The organism is Nonomuraea sp. NPDC005650, assembly GCF_040605375.1.
Taxonomy (GTDB): domain Bacteria; phylum Actinomycetota; class Actinomycetes; order Streptosporangiales; family Streptosporangiaceae; genus Nonomuraea.
Genome location: NZ_JBEXCR010000033.1, coordinates 59,965 through 76,761 on the forward strand (window position 1 = coordinate 59,965; position 16,797 = coordinate 76,761).

General features: G+C 72.1%; 19 protein-coding genes. 14 read left to right on the plus strand and 5 right to left on the minus strand.

Going from position 1 to position 16,797, the window contains the following annotated elements; translation table 11 throughout:
- The first annotated feature begins 6 nt into the window (after positions 1–6).
- Positions 7–888, plus strand: a complete 882-nt coding sequence (locus tag ABZS69_RS44310; RefSeq protein WP_355383569.1) for a maleylpyruvate isomerase family mycothiol-dependent enzyme — start codon at positions 7–9, stop codon at positions 886–888.
- Positions 888–1,151: a sigma factor gene (locus tag ABZS69_RS44315; protein WP_355383572.1), complete on the plus strand. Its 264-nt coding sequence runs from the start codon at positions 888–890 to the stop codon at positions 1,149–1,151. The genes ABZS69_RS44310 and ABZS69_RS44315 overlap by 1 nt, the downstream gene beginning before the upstream one ends.
- Positions 1,152–1,155: 4 nt before the next feature.
- Here the strand turns inward: ABZS69_RS44315 and ABZS69_RS44320 are convergent, their stop codons facing one another.
- Both ABZS69_RS44320 and ABZS69_RS44325 read right to left on the minus strand, forming a co-directional pair.
- Positions 1,156–1,740, minus strand: a complete 585-nt coding sequence (locus tag ABZS69_RS44320) for a histidine phosphatase family protein (RefSeq protein WP_355383576.1) — start codon at positions 1,738–1,740, stop codon at positions 1,156–1,158.
- Positions 1,741–1,778: 38 nt separating this feature from the next.
- Positions 1,779–2,687, minus strand: coding sequence for a TIGR03621 family F420-dependent LLM class oxidoreductase (locus tag ABZS69_RS44325; protein WP_355383579.1), 909 nt, complete (start codon positions 2,685–2,687; stop codon positions 1,779–1,781).
- Between the two features lie 128 nt (positions 2,688–2,815).
- On the opposite strand from ABZS69_RS44325, the gene ABZS69_RS44330 reads away from it, so the two are divergent.
- Both ABZS69_RS44330 and ABZS69_RS44335 read left to right on the plus strand, forming a co-directional pair.
- Positions 2,816–3,019, plus strand: a complete 204-nt coding sequence (locus ABZS69_RS44330; protein ID WP_355383582.1) for a hypothetical protein — start codon at positions 2,816–2,818, stop codon at positions 3,017–3,019.
- Complete coding sequence (locus tag ABZS69_RS44335; protein ID WP_355383585.1) at positions 3,016–3,384, plus strand: hypothetical protein; 369 nt, start codon at positions 3,016–3,018, stop codon at positions 3,382–3,384. The genes ABZS69_RS44330 and ABZS69_RS44335 overlap by 4 nt, the downstream gene beginning before the upstream one ends.
- 7 nt (positions 3,385–3,391) lie before the next feature.
- Here ABZS69_RS44335 and ABZS69_RS44340 read toward each other — a convergent pair whose 3' ends face one another.
- Complete coding sequence (locus tag ABZS69_RS44340; RefSeq protein WP_355383588.1) at positions 3,392–4,036, minus strand: hypothetical protein; 645 nt, start codon at positions 4,034–4,036, stop codon at positions 3,392–3,394.
- A gap of 97 nt (positions 4,037–4,133) precedes the next feature.
- On the opposite strand from ABZS69_RS44340, the gene ABZS69_RS44345 reads away from it, so the two are divergent.
- The 10 genes from ABZS69_RS44345 to ABZS69_RS44390 all read left to right on the plus strand — a co-directional run bounded on the left by ABZS69_RS44345 (position 4,134) and on the right by ABZS69_RS44390 (position 13,117).
- Complete coding sequence (locus ABZS69_RS44345; RefSeq protein ID WP_355383591.1) at positions 4,134–4,916, plus strand: phytanoyl-CoA dioxygenase family protein; 783 nt, start codon at positions 4,134–4,136, stop codon at positions 4,914–4,916.
- Positions 4,909–5,865, plus strand: coding sequence for a phosphotriesterase-related protein (locus ABZS69_RS44350; protein ID WP_355383593.1), 957 nt, complete (start codon positions 4,909–4,911; stop codon positions 5,863–5,865). Before ABZS69_RS44345 ends, ABZS69_RS44350 begins: the two co-directional genes overlap by 8 nt.
- Positions 5,862–7,055: a cytochrome P450 gene (locus ABZS69_RS44355; protein ID WP_355383596.1), complete on the plus strand. Its 1,194-nt coding sequence runs from the start codon at positions 5,862–5,864 to the stop codon at positions 7,053–7,055. Before ABZS69_RS44350 ends, ABZS69_RS44355 begins: the two co-directional genes overlap by 4 nt.
- The gene (locus ABZS69_RS44360) at positions 7,052–7,891 is read left to right on the plus strand and encodes an SDR family oxidoreductase (RefSeq protein WP_355383599.1); all 840 of its coding nucleotides are present in this window, start codon (positions 7,052–7,054) and stop codon (positions 7,889–7,891) included. The genes ABZS69_RS44355 and ABZS69_RS44360 overlap by 4 nt, the downstream gene beginning before the upstream one ends.
- Before the next feature lie 89 nt (positions 7,892–7,980).
- Entirely contained in the window at positions 7,981–8,856 is an 876-nt protein-coding gene (locus ABZS69_RS44365; protein WP_355383602.1) for a Gfo/Idh/MocA family oxidoreductase, read from the plus strand.
- Between the two features lie 196 nt (positions 8,857–9,052).
- Entirely contained in the window at positions 9,053–10,018 is a 966-nt protein-coding gene (locus tag ABZS69_RS44370) for an ABC transporter substrate-binding protein (RefSeq protein ID WP_355383605.1), read from the plus strand.
- A 2-nt stretch (positions 10,019–10,020) separates the two neighbouring features.
- A complete protein-coding gene (locus tag ABZS69_RS44375) occupies positions 10,021–11,055 on the plus strand; it encodes an iron ABC transporter permease (protein ID WP_355383608.1) in 1,035 nt (344 codons plus the stop codon).
- Positions 11,052–11,825, plus strand: coding sequence for an ABC transporter ATP-binding protein (locus ABZS69_RS44380; RefSeq protein WP_355383612.1), 774 nt, complete (start codon positions 11,052–11,054; stop codon positions 11,823–11,825). The genes ABZS69_RS44375 and ABZS69_RS44380 overlap by 4 nt, the downstream gene beginning before the upstream one ends.
- Positions 11,822–12,460 (plus strand): adenosylcobinamide amidohydrolase, encoded by a 639-nt coding sequence (locus ABZS69_RS44385; protein WP_355383615.1) that lies wholly within the window; start codon positions 11,822–11,824, stop codon positions 12,458–12,460. Before ABZS69_RS44380 ends, ABZS69_RS44385 begins: the two co-directional genes overlap by 4 nt.
- A 63-nt stretch (positions 12,461–12,523) precedes the next feature.
- Complete coding sequence (locus tag ABZS69_RS44390; protein WP_355383618.1) at positions 12,524–13,117, plus strand: Uma2 family endonuclease; 594 nt, start codon at positions 12,524–12,526, stop codon at positions 13,115–13,117.
- On the opposite strand, the gene ABZS69_RS44395 is transcribed toward ABZS69_RS44390, so the two are convergent.
- Both ABZS69_RS44395 and ABZS69_RS44400 read right to left on the minus strand, forming a co-directional pair.
- A complete protein-coding gene (locus tag ABZS69_RS44395; protein ID WP_355383621.1) occupies positions 13,060–14,760 on the minus strand; it encodes a hydantoinase B/oxoprolinase family protein in 1,701 nt (566 codons plus the stop codon). The two genes, ABZS69_RS44390 and ABZS69_RS44395, sit on opposite strands and share 58 nt — an antisense overlap.
- The gene (locus ABZS69_RS44400; RefSeq protein ID WP_355383624.1) at positions 14,745–16,772 is read right to left on the minus strand and encodes a hydantoinase/oxoprolinase family protein; all 2,028 of its coding nucleotides are present in this window, start codon (positions 16,770–16,772) and stop codon (positions 14,745–14,747) included. The genes ABZS69_RS44395 and ABZS69_RS44400 overlap by 16 nt, the downstream gene beginning before the upstream one ends.
- Positions 16,773–16,797 lie beyond the last annotated feature (25 nt).

The window sequence follows — 16,797 nt, forward strand, 5'->3', positions numbered from 1 at the left end:
GTGGCCATGACGGACTCGTACCTCTCCAACGGGCAGAGCCCCGACGACCACGTCGCCGCGTGCCCCGACTGCCGCGCCGCCATCGCGCTGCTCGACCATCCCGACCCGGCCGCCGAGCCGCCGCCGGCCCTGCGCGAGGCGGTGCTGTCCAAGGCGCGCCGCCGCCGCAGCCCGGCCGTGCTGGGCGTGTCGTCCGTGGTGGTCCCGTACGCCGAGCAGGTGGCGCTCATGGACGACCTGCTCGCCGAGCTGAGCACGCCGCAGTGGGACGCGCCGATCGCCAAGCACGGCACGGTCAGGGGGCTGATGGCGCACCTGGCGGACAACGACGCGACCGTGGCCGGATTCATGGGGGTGCGCGGCATGACCGGCCTGCCCGTGCACCGGCGCTGGCGCGAGCAGGCCGGCAACCTCCTCGAACGGGTCTCCGCCGGCAGCGAGGTGCTGCTCGGCGTCGAGGTCGCGCTGGCGGGGGCGCGGCCGGCCCGCGCGCCGCTGCGCCAGGCGCTGATCCAGCGCACGTTCGAGACGTGGACGCACGCCGACGACATCAGGGCCGCCGTCGACCGCTCCCAGGCGCCGCCGCGTCCCGAGCACGTGCACATGATCGCCGAGTTCGGGCTGGCGCTGCTGCCGCGGGCGATGCGGGAGCCGCGCCGCGACGTCTCGGCCACCGTCGTGCTGACCGGGCCGGGCGGCGGCACCTGGACGATCCCGCTGTCGCCCACCTCCGACCACGTCGCCGTGCTGCTGTCGGCTGGCGCGGTGGACTTCTGCCGGCTGCTGGCCAGCCGATGGCCGCCCGACTCCTTCCCGTACGCCGCCGAGGGCGACCCCGCCCTCGCCCGCGACCTGATCGCCGCCGCCGCGACGCTGGGGTGCGATTGATGAGCGACATGGAGCTTTGCGCACGGTTGACGGCCGGTGACCTCGACGCGCTCGCCGACGCGTACGACCAGCACGGATCGTACGTGTACGGGGTCGCGGTCAAGGTCACCGGGAGCCAGGCGCACGCCGAGGAGATCACCCAGAACGTGTTCACGGCCCTGTGGGAGCAGCCGCTCTCCTACGACCCCGCTCTGGGGTCGCTGCGCGGCTGGCTGGTCAGCCGGGCCATGCACGAGTCGGCCGTGCGCTCGAAGGTCGGCTGACCGCTCAGCTCAGCGGGGCGTTCCAGGTCACGAGCACGGGTTCGGCGTGCTCGTAGCCGAGCCGCGAGTACGTGCCCGTGTCCAGCTTCAGCAGCCTGCCCTCCGCGGGCCCGAGGCCCAGCCAGCGGGCGGCCAGCACGCGGAGGAAGTGTCCGTGCGCCACCAGGACCACCCGCCCCCCGGCCTTCCTGGCCCGCTCGATCGCCCGGTCGGCGCGGGCGGCCACCTGCTCCGCGCTCTCGCCGGGGTGCTCGGTGTCGCCGGGGATCACGCCGTCCCGCCACAGGTACCAGCCGGGGTGGCTCTCGCGGATCACGGGAGTGGTGATCCCCTCGTAGCCGCCGTAGTCCCACTCCCACAGGTCGGGGTCCACCTCGTAGTCGGTCAGGCCGGCCAGCTCCGCCGTACGCCGTGCGCGCTGGGCGGGGGAGACCAGCGCCAGGTCGAACGACTGCGCCTTGACCAGCGGCGCCAGCGCCCTGGCCTGGTCCTCGCCGTGCTCCGTCAAAGGCAGGTCCGTACGTCCGGTGTGCCGGCCCGCCTTGCTCCACTCGGTCTCACCGTGCCGGAGCAGCAGCATCTCATCCATGGTGTCCATCATCCGGTATGCCCGATTCCGGCCCGGCGTCAGGTGGCGAGCTCCTCGACGACGGGGGCGAAGGCGTCCAGGTCACGCTCGTGATGCACCACGAAGTACGAAATATCGTGCTCATCCCGCCAATAGCGGAGCTTGTCGATTATGTCGGCGCGGGTCCCGAGCAGGACCTGCGGCGTCTCGTCGAGCGACGAGCTGTCGGCCGCGCTCCACACCTCCTCCGACTTCCGCTCGCCCACCTGCACCACGCTCGTCCCCAGCTCCAGCGCCTCGTACCGCTCGCCCGCGGCCTCGCGCACGATCGCGAGCTTGCGGAGGAACGCCGCCGTCCCGCCGTCCTTCTCGTCGGGCCCGCTCCCGTCCGGCCGGACCCGCATCCCGAGGTTCACGACGTCCGCCTCCTCGGCCGCCAGCCGCAACATCCGCGGCCCGCCCCCGCCGAGCACGATCGGCGGACGCGGCCTCCGTACGGGCTTGGGCCGCTGGTCGAGCCCGTCGATGCGGTAGTGCTTGCCCTGGAAGCTGAACGGTCCGTCCCCCCAGAGCCCTTTGAGCACGGCCACGGCCTCGCGCAGCCGCTCCACCCGCACCCCCGGCGGCTCCAGAGTCAGCCCGGCCCCCTCGTAGTCGCGCGCCATCCACCCGGTCCCGATCCCGACCTCCAGCCGCCCGCCGGACAGCAGGTCGAGCGTGGCCGTCTCCTTGGCCAGCACGGCCGGATGCCGGAAGTCGTTGGCGAACACCAGCGTGCCGACCTGCAGCCTGGTGGTGGCGCAGGCGGCCGCCGTCAACGCGGCGACGGGCGCGAACCTGGGGCCGACGAGATGGTCGGGGACGAGGAGCACGTCGTACCCCTGCCCTTCTAGCCGCCGCGCCTTCTCCGCCCACGCCTCGCCCGACTCGGCCTCCCGCACCACCGCCCCGAACCTGAACCGCCGCACGATGCCTCCCATCACCTTGAGCAAGCGCTTGGGTGACACTGTACGCGCGAAACGTCTGCGCGCGGAGGAGTCGATTGACTACAGTCGGTGCTCGCTCGACATTGCTAGCAGCGGCTAGCATCAGGAAGGTGAAGCAGTTGAATATCCGAGTGCCCGATCAAATGCTGGAGCAGATCAAGGCCCGGGCGGCTGAGCGCAGCCTGACGGTCCAGGACTACGTCACCTCTCTCATCACCAGAGACATCGACGCCGAACGCGCTGCCGTCGCGAGGTTCATCGACGAGGTGCTCGAGAGGGATGGCGAGTGGCTCGAACGGCTGGAGAGCCTGTGATCGGCATGGATGTGCAGGCCATGCTCGTCGTGGCCGAGAAAATGCCGGGCGACCCGCACGTCCGTGACTATGGTGCGCTCGTGGCGGCACAGGCCAGGCATGCCGCCACGGTCATCGGTGACGATGTCTACCCATCGATCACGGCCAAGGCGGCCGCGCTTTTGCACACTCTCCTCCGGGTGGACGCGCTTCATGAGCGAAATCGGGTATTCGCCTGGATGGTCGCACTCCGCTTTCTCCAGACCAACGGTGTCGCCCTTCCCAAGGTTGATCCCGTCTCCGCGTTCGAGATGCTAGAGGGGGTTATTCGAGGGAGGACCGGCGTCGAAAGCCTGGCGGCCTGGCTGGCCGAGCAGGTGCGCTGAGCCGCCTTCATCGGGAGGGCAGGGCGAGGGCGATGCCGGTGGTGGCGGCGGTGAAGACGAGCCAGGCGATGCCGCCCGCCGTGTCCGGGAGCCCGGCGAACCAGGGGATCGGGATGAGGAGCGGCGCCACGATCATGGCGATGGCCGCCCACTTCGGCGCGGCGCTGCGCAGGGCGGCGACCCCCAGCAGGACGAACCCGAGCAGGCTCAGGAAGAACGTGAACCCGAGGACCGAGGTCGGCGTTCCCTCGCTCAGCTGGGTGACGAGCCGGTTCGTGGTGGGCACGTCGAGTCCGGCCTTGGCGGCCGCGTAGATGGTGTCGTCGGAGGTCAGGCCGAAGGGCAGGGCCATGGCGAAGGCCAGGATCATGCCCACGAGGCCCAGTGTGGGCCGCCCCGAGCGTGCCACCTTGCTCACTGCGAAGATCGCGGGGATGAGGGTGACGGTGCCGAGGGCGCCGACCCAGCTCCAGAGTGCGTAGGCGCCGAGGTCGGCGACGAGGGCGCGGATGTACGCCTCGCCCTCGGCCGTGGCGTCGAACGGGGCGAGCAGGAGCGTCAGGGCGACGGTGAGCGGCGAGATCACGGCGCAGGCGATCATCGCGTTGCGGGTGAAGCCGGTGGTGGAGGGGGTTGTCTCAACTGCGGTCATGCTCCGAGGGTGGCCTCGCGGGGCGGGGCGCGCATGAGTAAGGGCTACTCAAATGGCGGGTTTACCAAGCGCTTGCTCTGGTGCCAGACTGGGGGGCATGGAGATCCCGGTGCGCCAGGTGACGGAAGACGAGGCGGCGTTCTTCGGCGAGCACGGCTGGGTGCGGCTCGGCCGGCTGGTCGATCCGGGCACCGCCGCGGCTCTGCGCGAGCGCGCCATCGGCTTTCTGAACGGCCGGTCCAGGAGCCACGAGACGCTGGTCGACGAGGCGTTCGGGCAGTCGAGGGACATCGCGGCGAGCGACGGGCTGTTCGGCGCGCTGACGTCGAGCCCCGAGATGGGGCGCAACGCCGTACGGCTGCTGCGCGGCGTCCGGGCCGTGCGCGTGCAGGTCACCAACCTCCTGGTCAAGGAGGCGGGGGAGCACGGCGCGACCGAGTTCCACCAGGACTTCCCCTGGATGCCGATGGACCGCTCGGCCATGCTGACCGTCTGGCTGGCCCTCGCCGACGTGCCCGCCGACATGGGGTCGCTGCGCTTCTACGACCGCTCGCACCGGTACGGGCTGCTCGGCCGCAGCTTCACCCGGCCGGGGGACGACCAGCTCACCCAGCACCCGTGGCTCAAGGAGCTGGAGCTGTCGCCGCCGCTCGACCTGAAGGCGGGGGACGCCACCGTGCACCACGCCCTGACCGTGCACGGCGCGCCCGCCAACCGCCGCGACAGCCCGCGCCTGTCGTTCACCGTCACGTACTTCGACGCCGACGCCCTCTACACCGGCCTGCCCTACCGGCAGACCGACGGGCTCGGGCTGACGGTCAACCGGCCGTTCGAGCACGAGAGCTTCCCGTGCGTGAGCCTGGAGGGCCAGGATGCCTGAGACCGTGCGGGGGCCGGTGGCGGAGCTGGGGGCGACGCTCATGCACGAGCACGTCTTCGGCCTGAGCCCCGAGATCCTGTGGAGCTGGCCGGACATCCCCGAGGGATGGGACCTCGAGACGCGGGCGCGCGAGGCGGCGGGCAAGCTCGACGCGCTCAAGGCCGAGGGCATCGACACGATCGTGGACCTGACCGTGGTGGGCCTCGGCAGGTACGTCCCCGCCGTCCAGCGGGTGGCCGAGCTGACCGCCGTGAACATCGTGGCCGCCACCGGCCTCTACACCTACGACGCGCTGCCGCCGTACTTTGCCAACCGGGGCCCGGGATCGTTGTTCGGGGGGCCGGACCGGCTGGCCGAGTTCTTCGTACGGGACATCGTCGAGGGGATCGGCCGGACCGGCGTCAAGGCGGCCATGCTCAAGTGCGCCTCCGACCACCTGGGGATGACCAAGGGCTGCGAGCGGGTGTTCCGGGCGGTCGCGCAGGCGCACCTGGAGACCGGCACGCCGATCACCACGCACTCCCACAGCGCCTCCGGGGGCGGCCTGGAACAGCAGCGCCTCCTCGGCGACCTGGGCGTGGATCTGGGCAAGGTGGTCATCGGGCACGCCGGGGACTCCACCGACGTCGCCTACCTGGAAGAGCTCGTCGCGAACGGCTCCTACCTCGGCATGGACCGCTTCGGCATCGAGACGATCAGCCCGTTCGAGGACCGCGTGGAGATAGTGGCGAAAATGTGCGAGCGCGGACACGCAGGAAAAATGGTCTTAAGTCACGACTCGTACTGCTTCAACGACCGCTTCGACGCCGACGTCGTTCGGCGGCGCCACCCCAACTACCACCTCCTCCACGTTCCCCGCGACGTCGTGCCCGAGCTCCGCAAGAGGGGCGTCACGGACGACCAGGTCCATCAGCTGCTCGTCGACAACCCGCGGAGGATCTTCGCATGATCGAGGACTTCGACGTCAGCGCCGACTGGCACGTCGCCGCCCCGTACGACTTCCTGCGGCGGCTGCGCGCGGAGCGGCCGGTCTTCCGCAGCGAGCACCTCGGCGCGTACGTCCTGACCCGCTACCCCGACGTGCGCGCGGCCTACGGCGACCCGCGGCGCTTCTCCTCCAAGGGCTCGCTCACGATCTCCCGCAGCCTGACCGGCGAGACCAGGGAGAAGCTGGGCGAGCACGGCTCGTTCCTGTCCAGCTTCGTGGCGAACGTCGACCCGCCCGACCACACCCGCCTGCGCCGGTCGGTGTCGAAGGCGTTCACGCCGCGCGCCGTGGCTGCCATGGAGCAGGAGTTCAGGCGGCTCAACGAGGACCTGCTCGACCGCCTGGAGCCGCGCGGGAGCGCCGACTTCGTCGGCGAGATCGGCCACGAGCCGTCGATCAAGCTGACCGCCCGCTTCATCGGCGTGCCCGAGTCCGACGAGGCGTTCGTGCAGACGCACGTCAAGGACTGGTTCCAGCTCTTCCTGTCGCCGCAGCCGCCGCAGCGCCAGCTCGAACTCGCCGACAGCTTCCTGACCTACCTCGACTACGTGGACCGCCTGGTCGCCTCCCGGGCCAAGGACCCGCGGGACGACTTCACCTCCCTGATGACCTCCCTGATCGGCGAGGAGCTGACCCATCGCGAGGTCGTCGAGCTGATCTCCACGATCCTGCTCGGCGGCAACGACACCGTCCCCAACCAGCTCGGCAACACCGTCCTGCGCCTGCTCAGGGAGGGTGCCTGGCCGGTGCCGCCCGAGCTGGTCGCGAACGCCGCCGAGGAGTGCATGCGCATCGACGGCGCGTCGCTGGGCTCGTTCCGCTATGCCGTGACCGACCTCTCCCTGCACGGCGTGACGATCCCGGCGGGAGCCCTCGTCCTGCTCTCCACCGACTCCGCCGCCCACGACGAGAGCGTCTTCCCGGAGCCGGAGCGCTTCCTGATCGACCGGCCGAACGCCGCCGAGCACATGGTCTTCGGCTACGGCATCCACTTCTGCGTCGGCGCCGCGCTCGGCCGCCTGCAGCTGCGCACCGCGCTCGACGTGCTCGGCCGCCGCCTGCCCGGCCTGCGGCTCGTGCCCGGCGCGCCGATCGCCCACCGCAAGTCGATCGTGGGCCGCGGCCTGCCGTCCCTGGCGGTGGAGTGGTGAGCGGCAGCCCCGAGGAACGCCCCACCGGACGGTTCGACGGGCGGGTCGCGATGGTGACGGGCGCGGGCTCGGGCATCGGCGCGGCCTGCGCGGCGCGGCTGGCCGCCGAGGGCGCCTGCGTCGGCGTCCTGGACCTCCGCGCGGCCGGGGCGAAGGCCACCGCCGCCGCCATCCGCGGCCACGGCGGCACGGCCATGGCTCTGACCTGCGACGTCTCCGACGAGAAGCAGGTGGAGGAGGCGGTCGCGGCTCTGGTGGCGTCGTTCGGCCGCGTGGACGTCCTGCACTCCAACGCCGCCGTGTTCGACGCCGACGTCTACGGCCGCGACCGGGACCTGGACTCGCTCGACGTCGGCGTCTGGGACCGCACGATGGAGGTCAACCTGCGCGGCGCCATGCTCATGGTCAAGCACACCGTGCCCGCCATGCCGGACGGCGGCGCCATCGTCCTGATGTCGTCGGTGTCCGCCCTGGTCGGGGACGAGGTCCACGCCGCGTACGGGGCCTCCAAGGCGGCCCTGATCGGCTTCACGCGGTACGTCGCGACGATGTACGGCTCGCGCGGCGTCCGCTGCAACGCCGTCGCCCCCGCCCTCGTCCTCACCCAGCTCGCTCAGCGGGCTCTGAGCCGGGCCCAGCTCGCCGACAAGGCCGCAGAACGGCTCCTCCCGTGGCCGTGCACCCCGGACGACGTCGCCAACCTGGTGTGTTTCCTCGCCTCCGACGAGGCCCGCTGCATCACCGGCCAGACCTTGACCATCGACTCCGGCACCCTGGCCCACCGCCCGCAGCACGCCGTACAGCGCTGGCGCGACCTGGACGACGGGGCTCATTGACGCCGATGGGCGGGCGCCGCGCGGGGCACCCGCCCATCGAGCCAACCGGCCTGCATGTCGGGATATGGGAAGATCCTTCCCTAAGTGCGGTGAACAGGGGAGGTTTCATGGAGCCGGTGGCGGTTGGGCTGGTCGGAGCGGGACCGTGGGCGGAGAGGGCGCACGCGCCGATGCTGTCCAGGGGGCCGCACACGCGGCTGGCCGGGGTGTGGGCCCGCCGTCCCGAGTCCGCCGCCCGGCTGGGGGCGCCGGTGTTCGAGCGCGTCGAGGAGCTGTTCGACGCCTGCGAGGCCGTGGCGTTCTGCGTGCCGCCCGCCGTACAGGCCGAGATCGCCGTCCGCGCCGCCCGCGCGGGCAAGGCGCTGCTGCTGGAGAAGCCGCTCGCGGACACGCTGGACGGCGCGCGCCGCCTGGCCGAGGCCATCGCGAAGGCGGGCGTCGCCTCCCAGATGGTGCTCTCCCTGCGCTACGCCGCCGGGACCCGCGCCTTCCTGGCCCGCTGCCGCGAGATCGAGCCGTTCGGCGGCCACGCCGCGAACATCTCCAACATCCTCCTCGGCGACCACCCCTTCGCCACGCCGTGGCGGCTGGAGAAGGGCGCCCTGCTCGACGTCGGGCCGCACGTGATCGACCTGCTCGACGCCGCCCTCGGCCCGGTGACCGGCGTGCGCGCGCACGGCGACCCGCTCGGCTGGACCGGGCTGCTGCTGGAGCACGAGGGCGGCGCGGTCAGCGAGGCGTCCCTGTGCATGGCCGCCGTCGGAGACCCGCCCCCGGCCATGTTCGCCGTGTACGGCCGCGCGGGCAGCGCCGTGCTGACGCGGGGCGACGACGACCCCAAGGTCACGCTCGTGGCGGAGTTCGCCGAGACCGTGCGGAACGGCGGCGGTCACCCCCTCGACGCCGCCCACGGGCTCAGGCTCCAGGAGATCATCGCCGAGGCGGAGTCTCAACTGGCCCCTTGACGGCGCGGGCATCCGGAGGATTGATAGCGTTTGTCCGATGCGCAGGGCGCAGCGAAGTCCGGTGTGAGTCCGGCGCTGTCCCGCAACTGTCATAGCCAGGTCGCCTGCCTCTGCGCTGACGTCATCAACCCTCGTGGAAAAGGGTGATCCGTCGCTCAACGCGGGTCTCTCGGTTCCGACAGTGAAAGGACTACTCGTGAGGCCCCGACGTACGGCCCTCGCGGGCGCGCTGCTGGGAACGCTGATCCTGGCCGGGTGCGGCCAGACCGGCACCACAGCCACCCCCTCCGCAGCCCCCAGCGATTCCTCCGCCTCCGCGCCCGCCTCCGAGGCGGCGGGCTTCCCCGTCACCGTCGAGGCGGGCAACGGCAAGGTCACCCTCGCCAAGAAGCCCGAGCGGATCGTCTCCCTTTCAGCCACCCACACCGAGACGCTCTTCGCCATCGGCGCGGGCGCCCAGGTCGTCGCCGTGGACGACCAGTCGAACTTCCCGCCGGAGGCCCCCAAGACCGACCTGTCCGGGTTCAAGCCGAACGTCGAGGCCATCGTCGCCCAGAAGCCCGACCTGGTCATCGTCTCCAACGACATCGACAAGATCGTCGCCGAGCTGGGCAAGGTGAACGTGCCCGTCCTGCTCGAACCCGCCGCCACCAAGCTCGACGAGGCGTACGAGGAGATCGCCGAGATCGGCGCCGCCACCGGCAACAAGGCCAAGGCCGACGAGGTCGTCTCCGGCATGAAGACGGCCATGGACAAGCTGGCCGCCGAGGCGCCCAAGGACAAGAAGCTCACGTACTACCACGAGCTCGACCAGACGCCGTACGCGGCGACGTCCCAGACGTTCATCGGCCAGGTCTACGGCCTGTTCGGCCTCACCAACATCGCCGACAAGGCCCCCGACCAGGCGGGCGGCTATCCCAAGCTGTCGGCCGAGTTCGTGGCCCAGGCCGACCCCGACATGATCTTCCTCGGCGACGTCAAGTGCTGCGGGCAGAGCAAGGACACCCTGGCCAAGCGGCCGGGCTGGAAGGGCCTCTCGGCCATCAAGAACGACCAGGTGATCCAGCTCGACGACGACCTCGCCTCCCGCTGGGGGCCGCGCGTCGTCCAGCTCGCCGAGTCCATCGGCACCGCGGTCGCCAAGGCCGAGGCCAAGGGCTGACCATGGCGGCGCAGGCCGGTCCGTCCAGGGCCAGACCACTCTGGATCGTGTGCGCCCTGGGCGTGCTGGCGGTCTCCATGATCGCCGGGCTGCTGGACGGAGCGGCCGACATCTCGCCCTGGCGGGTGGTGCTCCAGGCCGTGGACTGGCTGCCGTTCGTGCACGTGGACTCCGGGCTCGCGCCGGTCGAGCAGGGGCTGCTGTTCGAGCTGCGGCTGCCCAGGGTGCTGGTGGCCGCGGTGGTCGGGGGGCTGCTGGCCATGGCGGGGGCGGGGTACCAGGGCGTGTTCCGCAACCCGCTCGCCGACCCGTACCTGCTGGGCGCCGCGGCCGGGGCCGGCCTGGCGACGACCGTGGCCATCGTGCTGCTGCCGGCGTCGGGCGCGAGCATCCCCGTCGCGGCCTTCGTCGGGGCCGTGGGCGGGGTGTTCCTCGCGTACACGCTCGGCAACACCGCCGGGCGCTCCGGCGGCACCGCGACGCTGGTGCTGGCCGGGGTCGCGGTCACCTCGTTCCTGACCGCGATCCAGACGTTCCTCCAGCAGTTCAAGGTCGAGGAGCTGCAGCGCATCTACTCGTGGATCCTCGGCGACGTCGGCGGCGGATGGGACCAGTTCTGGCTGGTGCTGCCGTACGCGGCCGTCTCGGCCGTGCTGCTCCTGCTGCACGGGCGCATGCTCGACGTGCTGTCCGTGGGCGACGAGGAGGCCACCAGCCTGGGCGTGCGGGCGGCCAGGGTGCGCCTCGCCGTGCTGCTGGCCGCCTCCCTGGCCACCGCGGCGGCCGTGGCGGTGAGCGGGCTGATCGGGTTCGTCGGCATCGTCATCCCGCACGTGGTGCGGCGGCTGGCGGGCGGCTCGTACCGGATCGTGCTGCCGCTGTCGCTGATCGGCGGCGGGGCGTTCCTGGTGCTGGCCGACCTCATCGCCCGCACGGTGATCGCGCCCGCCGAGCTGCCGATCGGGGTGGTGACCATGTTCGTGGGGGCGCCGTTCTTCGTCGGGATCCTGCGCATGACCAGGCGGACGGCCACGTGATCAGCACTCAGGCCCTGTCGGTACGGCTCGGCGACCGCGAGGTCGTGTCCGACGTCACCCTCCAGGTGCGCGGCGGCGAGTGGCTGGCGATCATCGGGCCCAACGGGGCGGGGAAGTCGACCCTGCTCAAGGCCGTCATGGGCCTGGTCGCGCACCGGGGCGAGGTCACGCTGGACTCCCGCCCGGCGGCCCGGCTCAAGCCCCGCGAACGGGCCCGCCTGCTGGCCTACGCCCCCCAGGCCCCCGCCCTGCCGCCCGACATGACGGTCTTCGACTACGCGTTGCTCGGGCGCACGCCGTACATCCCCTATCTGGGCAGGGAGAGCGCGCACGACAGGGAGGTCGCCGCCGGCGTGCTCGAACGGCTCGACCTGACCGCGCTGGCCAGGCGGCGCGTGGGGGAGCTGTCCGGCGGGGAGCGCCAGCGGGTGGTGCTGGCCAGGGCGCTGGCCCAGGAGGCGCCCGTGCTGCTGCTGGACGAGCCCACGACCGCGCTGGACCTCGGGCACCAGCAGCAGGTGCTGGAGCTGGTGGACCGGCTGCGGCGGGCGGACGGCCTGACCGTCGTCACCACCCTGCACGACCTGACCGTCGCCGGCCTCTACGCCGACTCCCTGCTCCTGCTGGCCGGCGGCCGCGCGGTGGCCGCCGGCAGGCCCGCCCAGGTGCTCACCGAGTCATTGGTGGGACGCCACTTCGACGCCCATGTCAAGATCGAGCCGGGGCCGGACGGCCGGCCCGTCGTGCACCTGGTCAGGGGAGGGCCGTGAAGCTCACATATCGGGTGGAGGACGGGGCGCGGCTGGGCGCGCTGCTGTGGGAGTTCGGGCCGGGGTGGCGGATGATCTCCTCCGCGCTGCTCGGCGGCGGGATCGGCGCCCGCGAGTGGGTGCTGAACGCGCAGGTGGTGGCCGGATACTCGCGGATGGACCCGGTCGATCACCTGCTGTCCTTAGGCCCGGAGGGGGACGGCGTCGGCATGCTGACCGCCGCCTCCGTCGACCGCTGCGTCCGGGCCTCGGACGGGGGCGTGGAGGCGTACGCGACCGTCGGGCTCCGCGTCCCGACCTGGGCCGCCGCCCCGGAAGGGGCCGCGGACCCGGAGCTCGCGCCGATGCGGGTGGGGACCATCAACATCGTGACCGTGCTGCCGGTCGCCATGACGGACGCGGCCCTGGTCAACGCGGTGATGACGGTCACGGAGGCGAAGTCCCAGGCCCTGATCGAGGCGGGCTTCCCCTGCACGGGGACGGCGTCGGACGCGGTCTGCGTGGCCGCGCCGGCGGACGGGCCCGCCGAGCTGTTCGGCGGGCCGCGCTCGGAGTGGGGCGCCCGGGCGGCCCGCGCGGTCCACGCGGCCGTCCGCCAGGGCGCCGAAGCGTGGCGGCCTCATGACTTCAAGTGACGGAATTCGGGCAAGTAGCATGTGGGCGAGGGCGAGATTCCCGATACTGGGTGGGTGACCGCAATGGCGACGATCGAACCGACCGCGAGGCGCAAGATTGTCCTTCCTGCGCCGCCATACACAGTCGACGACCTGCTCAAACTCCCGGACGACGGGAATCGTTACGAGCTCTTCAACGGGAGCCTAGTAGTGAGCCCTGCCCCCACCCCCCTGCACCAGCGTGCCATCAGCCGGCTGGCGCGTATCCTCGACGATGCGGCGCCGCCTGGACTGGAGGCCTTGCCAACCGTCAACGTCTGCCCAGGCGACAAGGATTTCTACATCCCCGACCTCGTCGTGGTGCCCGAGGCGGCGTCTGAGTCGGTAGGGCTCATGTTCGCGCCCAGCGATCTGCTGCTGGCTGTGGAGGTGGTCAGCCCGAGCACCAAGATGCATGACAGAGGGGCCAAAGCGGTGGCATATGCGGCAGCGGGCATTCCCCTCTACTGGCGCGTCGAACCCGAACCGGGACCGGCACTCTACGTTTACGAACTCGAGGGTGACTCCTACCGGGACCCCAGCGTCTACAAGGCGGGGACCACGATCACACTGGCGACGCCTTACCGTGTCAGCTTCGATCCCGCTGACTTGCTCGGCCGCCGGATATCGAATCCGTAATCCGCGGCCGCCCCGCGGGGCGTGACGTGGCCCGCTTCGAGGTCGGCCAGGATCGCGGTGCGGTCGCGTTCGGACGGTGGGCCGAGGCCGGCGCCGCCCGTCGTCTCCACGACGAACGCCTCTCCGGCCGCGAACCGCACGTTGTTGACCTTGGACGCCAGCCGTTCCACCGTCCCGTCCAGGTGGCGCTTGAAGAAGCCGCCGAGCCGCCCCGGCAGCCCGCCGTCACGGCCCGGGGGCGGGAGGCGGAGGCGGTCGCCGCGGGTCGTGACGTGGCAGTCGGCGAGGAAGCGGTAGACCGTGCGCGAGCCCAGCCCGCCGCGGAACCGGCCGGGGCCGCCGGAGTCCGGGATGGTCTCGACGGACTCGACGATCAGCGGGCAGCGGCTCTCCACCGGCTCCGCCTGCGGCACCGAGTTGCGGCCGATGCCGAAGTGCACGCCCGTGGCGTCCGGGCCGTCCAGGCCCCGGCGGGCGCCCACGCCGCCGAAGTCGTAGGAAAGGTGGATCCAGTACGGCGCCCCGACGGCGGCGATCGAGAACGGCTGCAGGATCCCGCTGGGAGCGATGGCGCGCTCGGGGACGGCGTCGGACATGGCCTGGAAGACGGCCTCCATGGCGGCGTAGATCGGGACGTACCGGCCGCCGCACGGGTAGGGGGAGCGGGCGTTGAGCAGGGAGCCCTCGGGGAGGCGTACGTCGATGGCCCGCAGGCAGCCGTCGTTCATGGGGATCGTGGGGTCCAGGAAGCAGCGGACGGCGAAGACGGCGGCGGCGAGTGACTGCGAGGCCGAGGCGTTGATCGCGGCCGGGACCTGGGGGCCGGTGCCCGCGAAGTCGAGCACGACCCGTTCGTCGCCGAGGGTGACGGCGACCCGGATTTCGTGCGATTTTTCTGGATTTATGCCGTCATCGTCGATCGGGTACGCCGCCTCGAACCTGCCCGACGGCAGCTCGGCCAGCGCCGCGCGGGTCCTGGCCTCGGTGTAGTCGAGATAGTCGTCGACGCCCGCGCCCAGGCCCTCCGCGCCGTACTCGCCGACCAGGCTCTCCAGGCGGGCGGCGGCCACCGCCGTCCCGGCCACCAGCGCCCGCACGTCGCCCATGACCTTGTCGGGGGTACGGCTGTTGGCCCGGAGGATGGCCTCCACGGTCGGATCCAGGCCCTCCTCGGTGGCCAGGCGCACCGGGGGGAGCTGGAGGCCCTCGAGGAAGATGTCCGTGGCCAGCGGGGCCATGCCGCCCGCCGACAGGCCGCCCAGGTCGGAGACATGGATCATGGTGGCGGTGAAGTACGCCGGGGTCCCGCCGACGAAGACCGGGCGGTAGACGAGCAGGTCGTTGGTGTGCACGCCGCCCCGGTAGGCGTCGTTGAGCACGTACACGTCGCCCGGGCTCATCCGGTCGGCGGGGAGGTCCTTGAGGAGCTCGGGCAGCGCGACCTTGAGCGCCATGCTGTTCATGAGCGTGGTGGCCATGGACTGGGCGATCAGGCGGCCCCGGGCGTCGAGGACGGCGGCCGAGGCGTCGGAGCCCTCCACGATGAACGTCGAGTACGCGGAGCGGACCACCACGATGCTGGCCTCCTCCGCGGCGACGACCAGCGCGTTCCTGAGCACCTCGGCGGTCAGGGGGTCCGGCATGCGGTGCTCCTGGTGAGGTGGACGGCGCGGGTCCCGGCGAGCGCGGCGGTCCAGCCGGGCGGGGCGACGATCGTGGACTCGGCGTCCTCGATGATCGCGGGGCCGGGGAGCGGGGCGCCGGGCATGGTGTCCCTGGTGTGGACGGGGACGTCGGCGTACCCGCCCGTCTCGGGGAAGTACGCCCGCCTGGCCGCACCGGCGCCGGGAGCGGGCGGGCTGGGTGGAAGGGCGGAGGGGGAGCGCGGGGGCGGGGGCGAGGCGGGGGCGGTGAGGCGGATGCGGTAGCTGACCAGTTCGATCTCGCCGCGTTGCGCGATCCCGTACACCTCCTCGTACCGCGCGAAGAACCGGGACGCCAGCACCTCGCGCGAAGGCGTCCACTCCACGGTCAGATCGTGCGACTGGCCCTTGAAGCGGACGTCCACCGACCGCGACACCTGCACCCCGGGGGCCGAAGGCGAGACGCCCAGGTCGGCGGCGGCCTCTTCGGCCAGGGAGGTGAAGACGGCGGAGGGGTCGGGGGCGTCCAGGCGGGACAGGACGCGGTCCGTGGAGAGGGCGCCGGCGAGGAGGCCGGCGGCCGAGGCGACGCCGCAGTGCGCGGGCACGACCACCGTGCCGATTCCGAAGCGCTCCGCCACCCGGGCCGCGTGCATGGGCCCGGCGCCGCCGAAGGCGACCAGGACGAAGCCGCGCGGGTCGATGCCGCGCTGCACGGTCACCACGTGGACGGCCGAGGCCATGGAGGCGCTGACGATCTCGTGCACGGCGTACGCGGCCTCCTCCCGGGAGACCCCGAGCGGCGAGGCCAGCCGGTCGAGGGCCTTGGCGGCCAGATCCGGCGTCAGGGGGAGCGAGGCCGAGGAGAGGTAGCCGAGCACCAGATTCGCGTCGGTGACGGTGGGCTCGGAGCCGCCCAGGCCGTAACAGGCGGGCCCGGGGGAGGAGCCCGCGGAGTGGGGGCCGACGTGGAGCGCGCCCACCGCGTCGAGCCAGGCGACGCTGCCCCCGCCCGCTCCCACCTCCGCCAGGTCGATGGCCGGGGTCTTGATGGGCACGCCGGTGCCCGCCCGCCGCCCGCCGAAGCTGCCCTTGCCGCCGACGTGGAACTCGTGCGTGATCTCGGGCGCCCCGCCGCGCACGACGCACGCCTTGGCGGTGGTCCCGCCCATGTCGAACGAGATCACGTTCGGGAACCCGGTCCCCGCCGCCGCCAGCACCCCCGCCGCCGGGCCCGACTCGATCGTGGCCACGGCGCGCCGGGCGGCCAGCTCGGCGGAGATCACGCCGCCGCCGGACTCCATGACGTGGACGGGCGCGCGGATCCCGATCTCGGCCAGCCGCTCGCGAAGCTGCGAAAGGTACGAAGCCATCAATGGACCGATATATGCGGACATGATGGTGGTGGTGGCGCGCTCGTACTCGCGGATCTCCGGCCAGATCTCCGACGACGCCACCACGTCCGGCACCGACTCGCGCAGGATCTCGGCGACCTGCCGCTCATGGACCGGGTTGGCGTACGAGTGCAGCAGGCAGACCGCCGCCGACGTGATCCCGCGGGCGGCGATCGCCGCGGCGGCCCGGCGTACGGAATCGAGGTCGAGCGGCGTCAGCACGTCGCCGCGCGCCGAGACGCGTTCCACCACCTCGAAGCAGTCGCCCGCGGCCACCGGCGGAGGCGGCGGCGAGAAGCGCAGGTCGTAGCGGTCCTCCTCGACCCGCGCGTAGCGGCCGAGCGGGACGGAGGCGCGAAAGCCCTGAGTCGTGACAAAAGCGACCCGGACCCCCTTGCGTTCGAGCACCGCGTTGGTGGCCAGCGTCGTCGCGTGGACCACCCGCGTGACCTGCGCAGGGTCGCGGTCGCCGAGCGCGCGCGTAACGCCGGCCACGATGCCCGCGATGGGGTCGTAGTGGGTGCTCAAACATTTGGCCACGGCAATCGCGCCGGACGTGCCTCCAAGGACCACATCGGTGAAGGTGCCACCGACATCTACGCCGATCGTGTAGCCCACCCAGGTACGTTATGCCCCCTAGCAA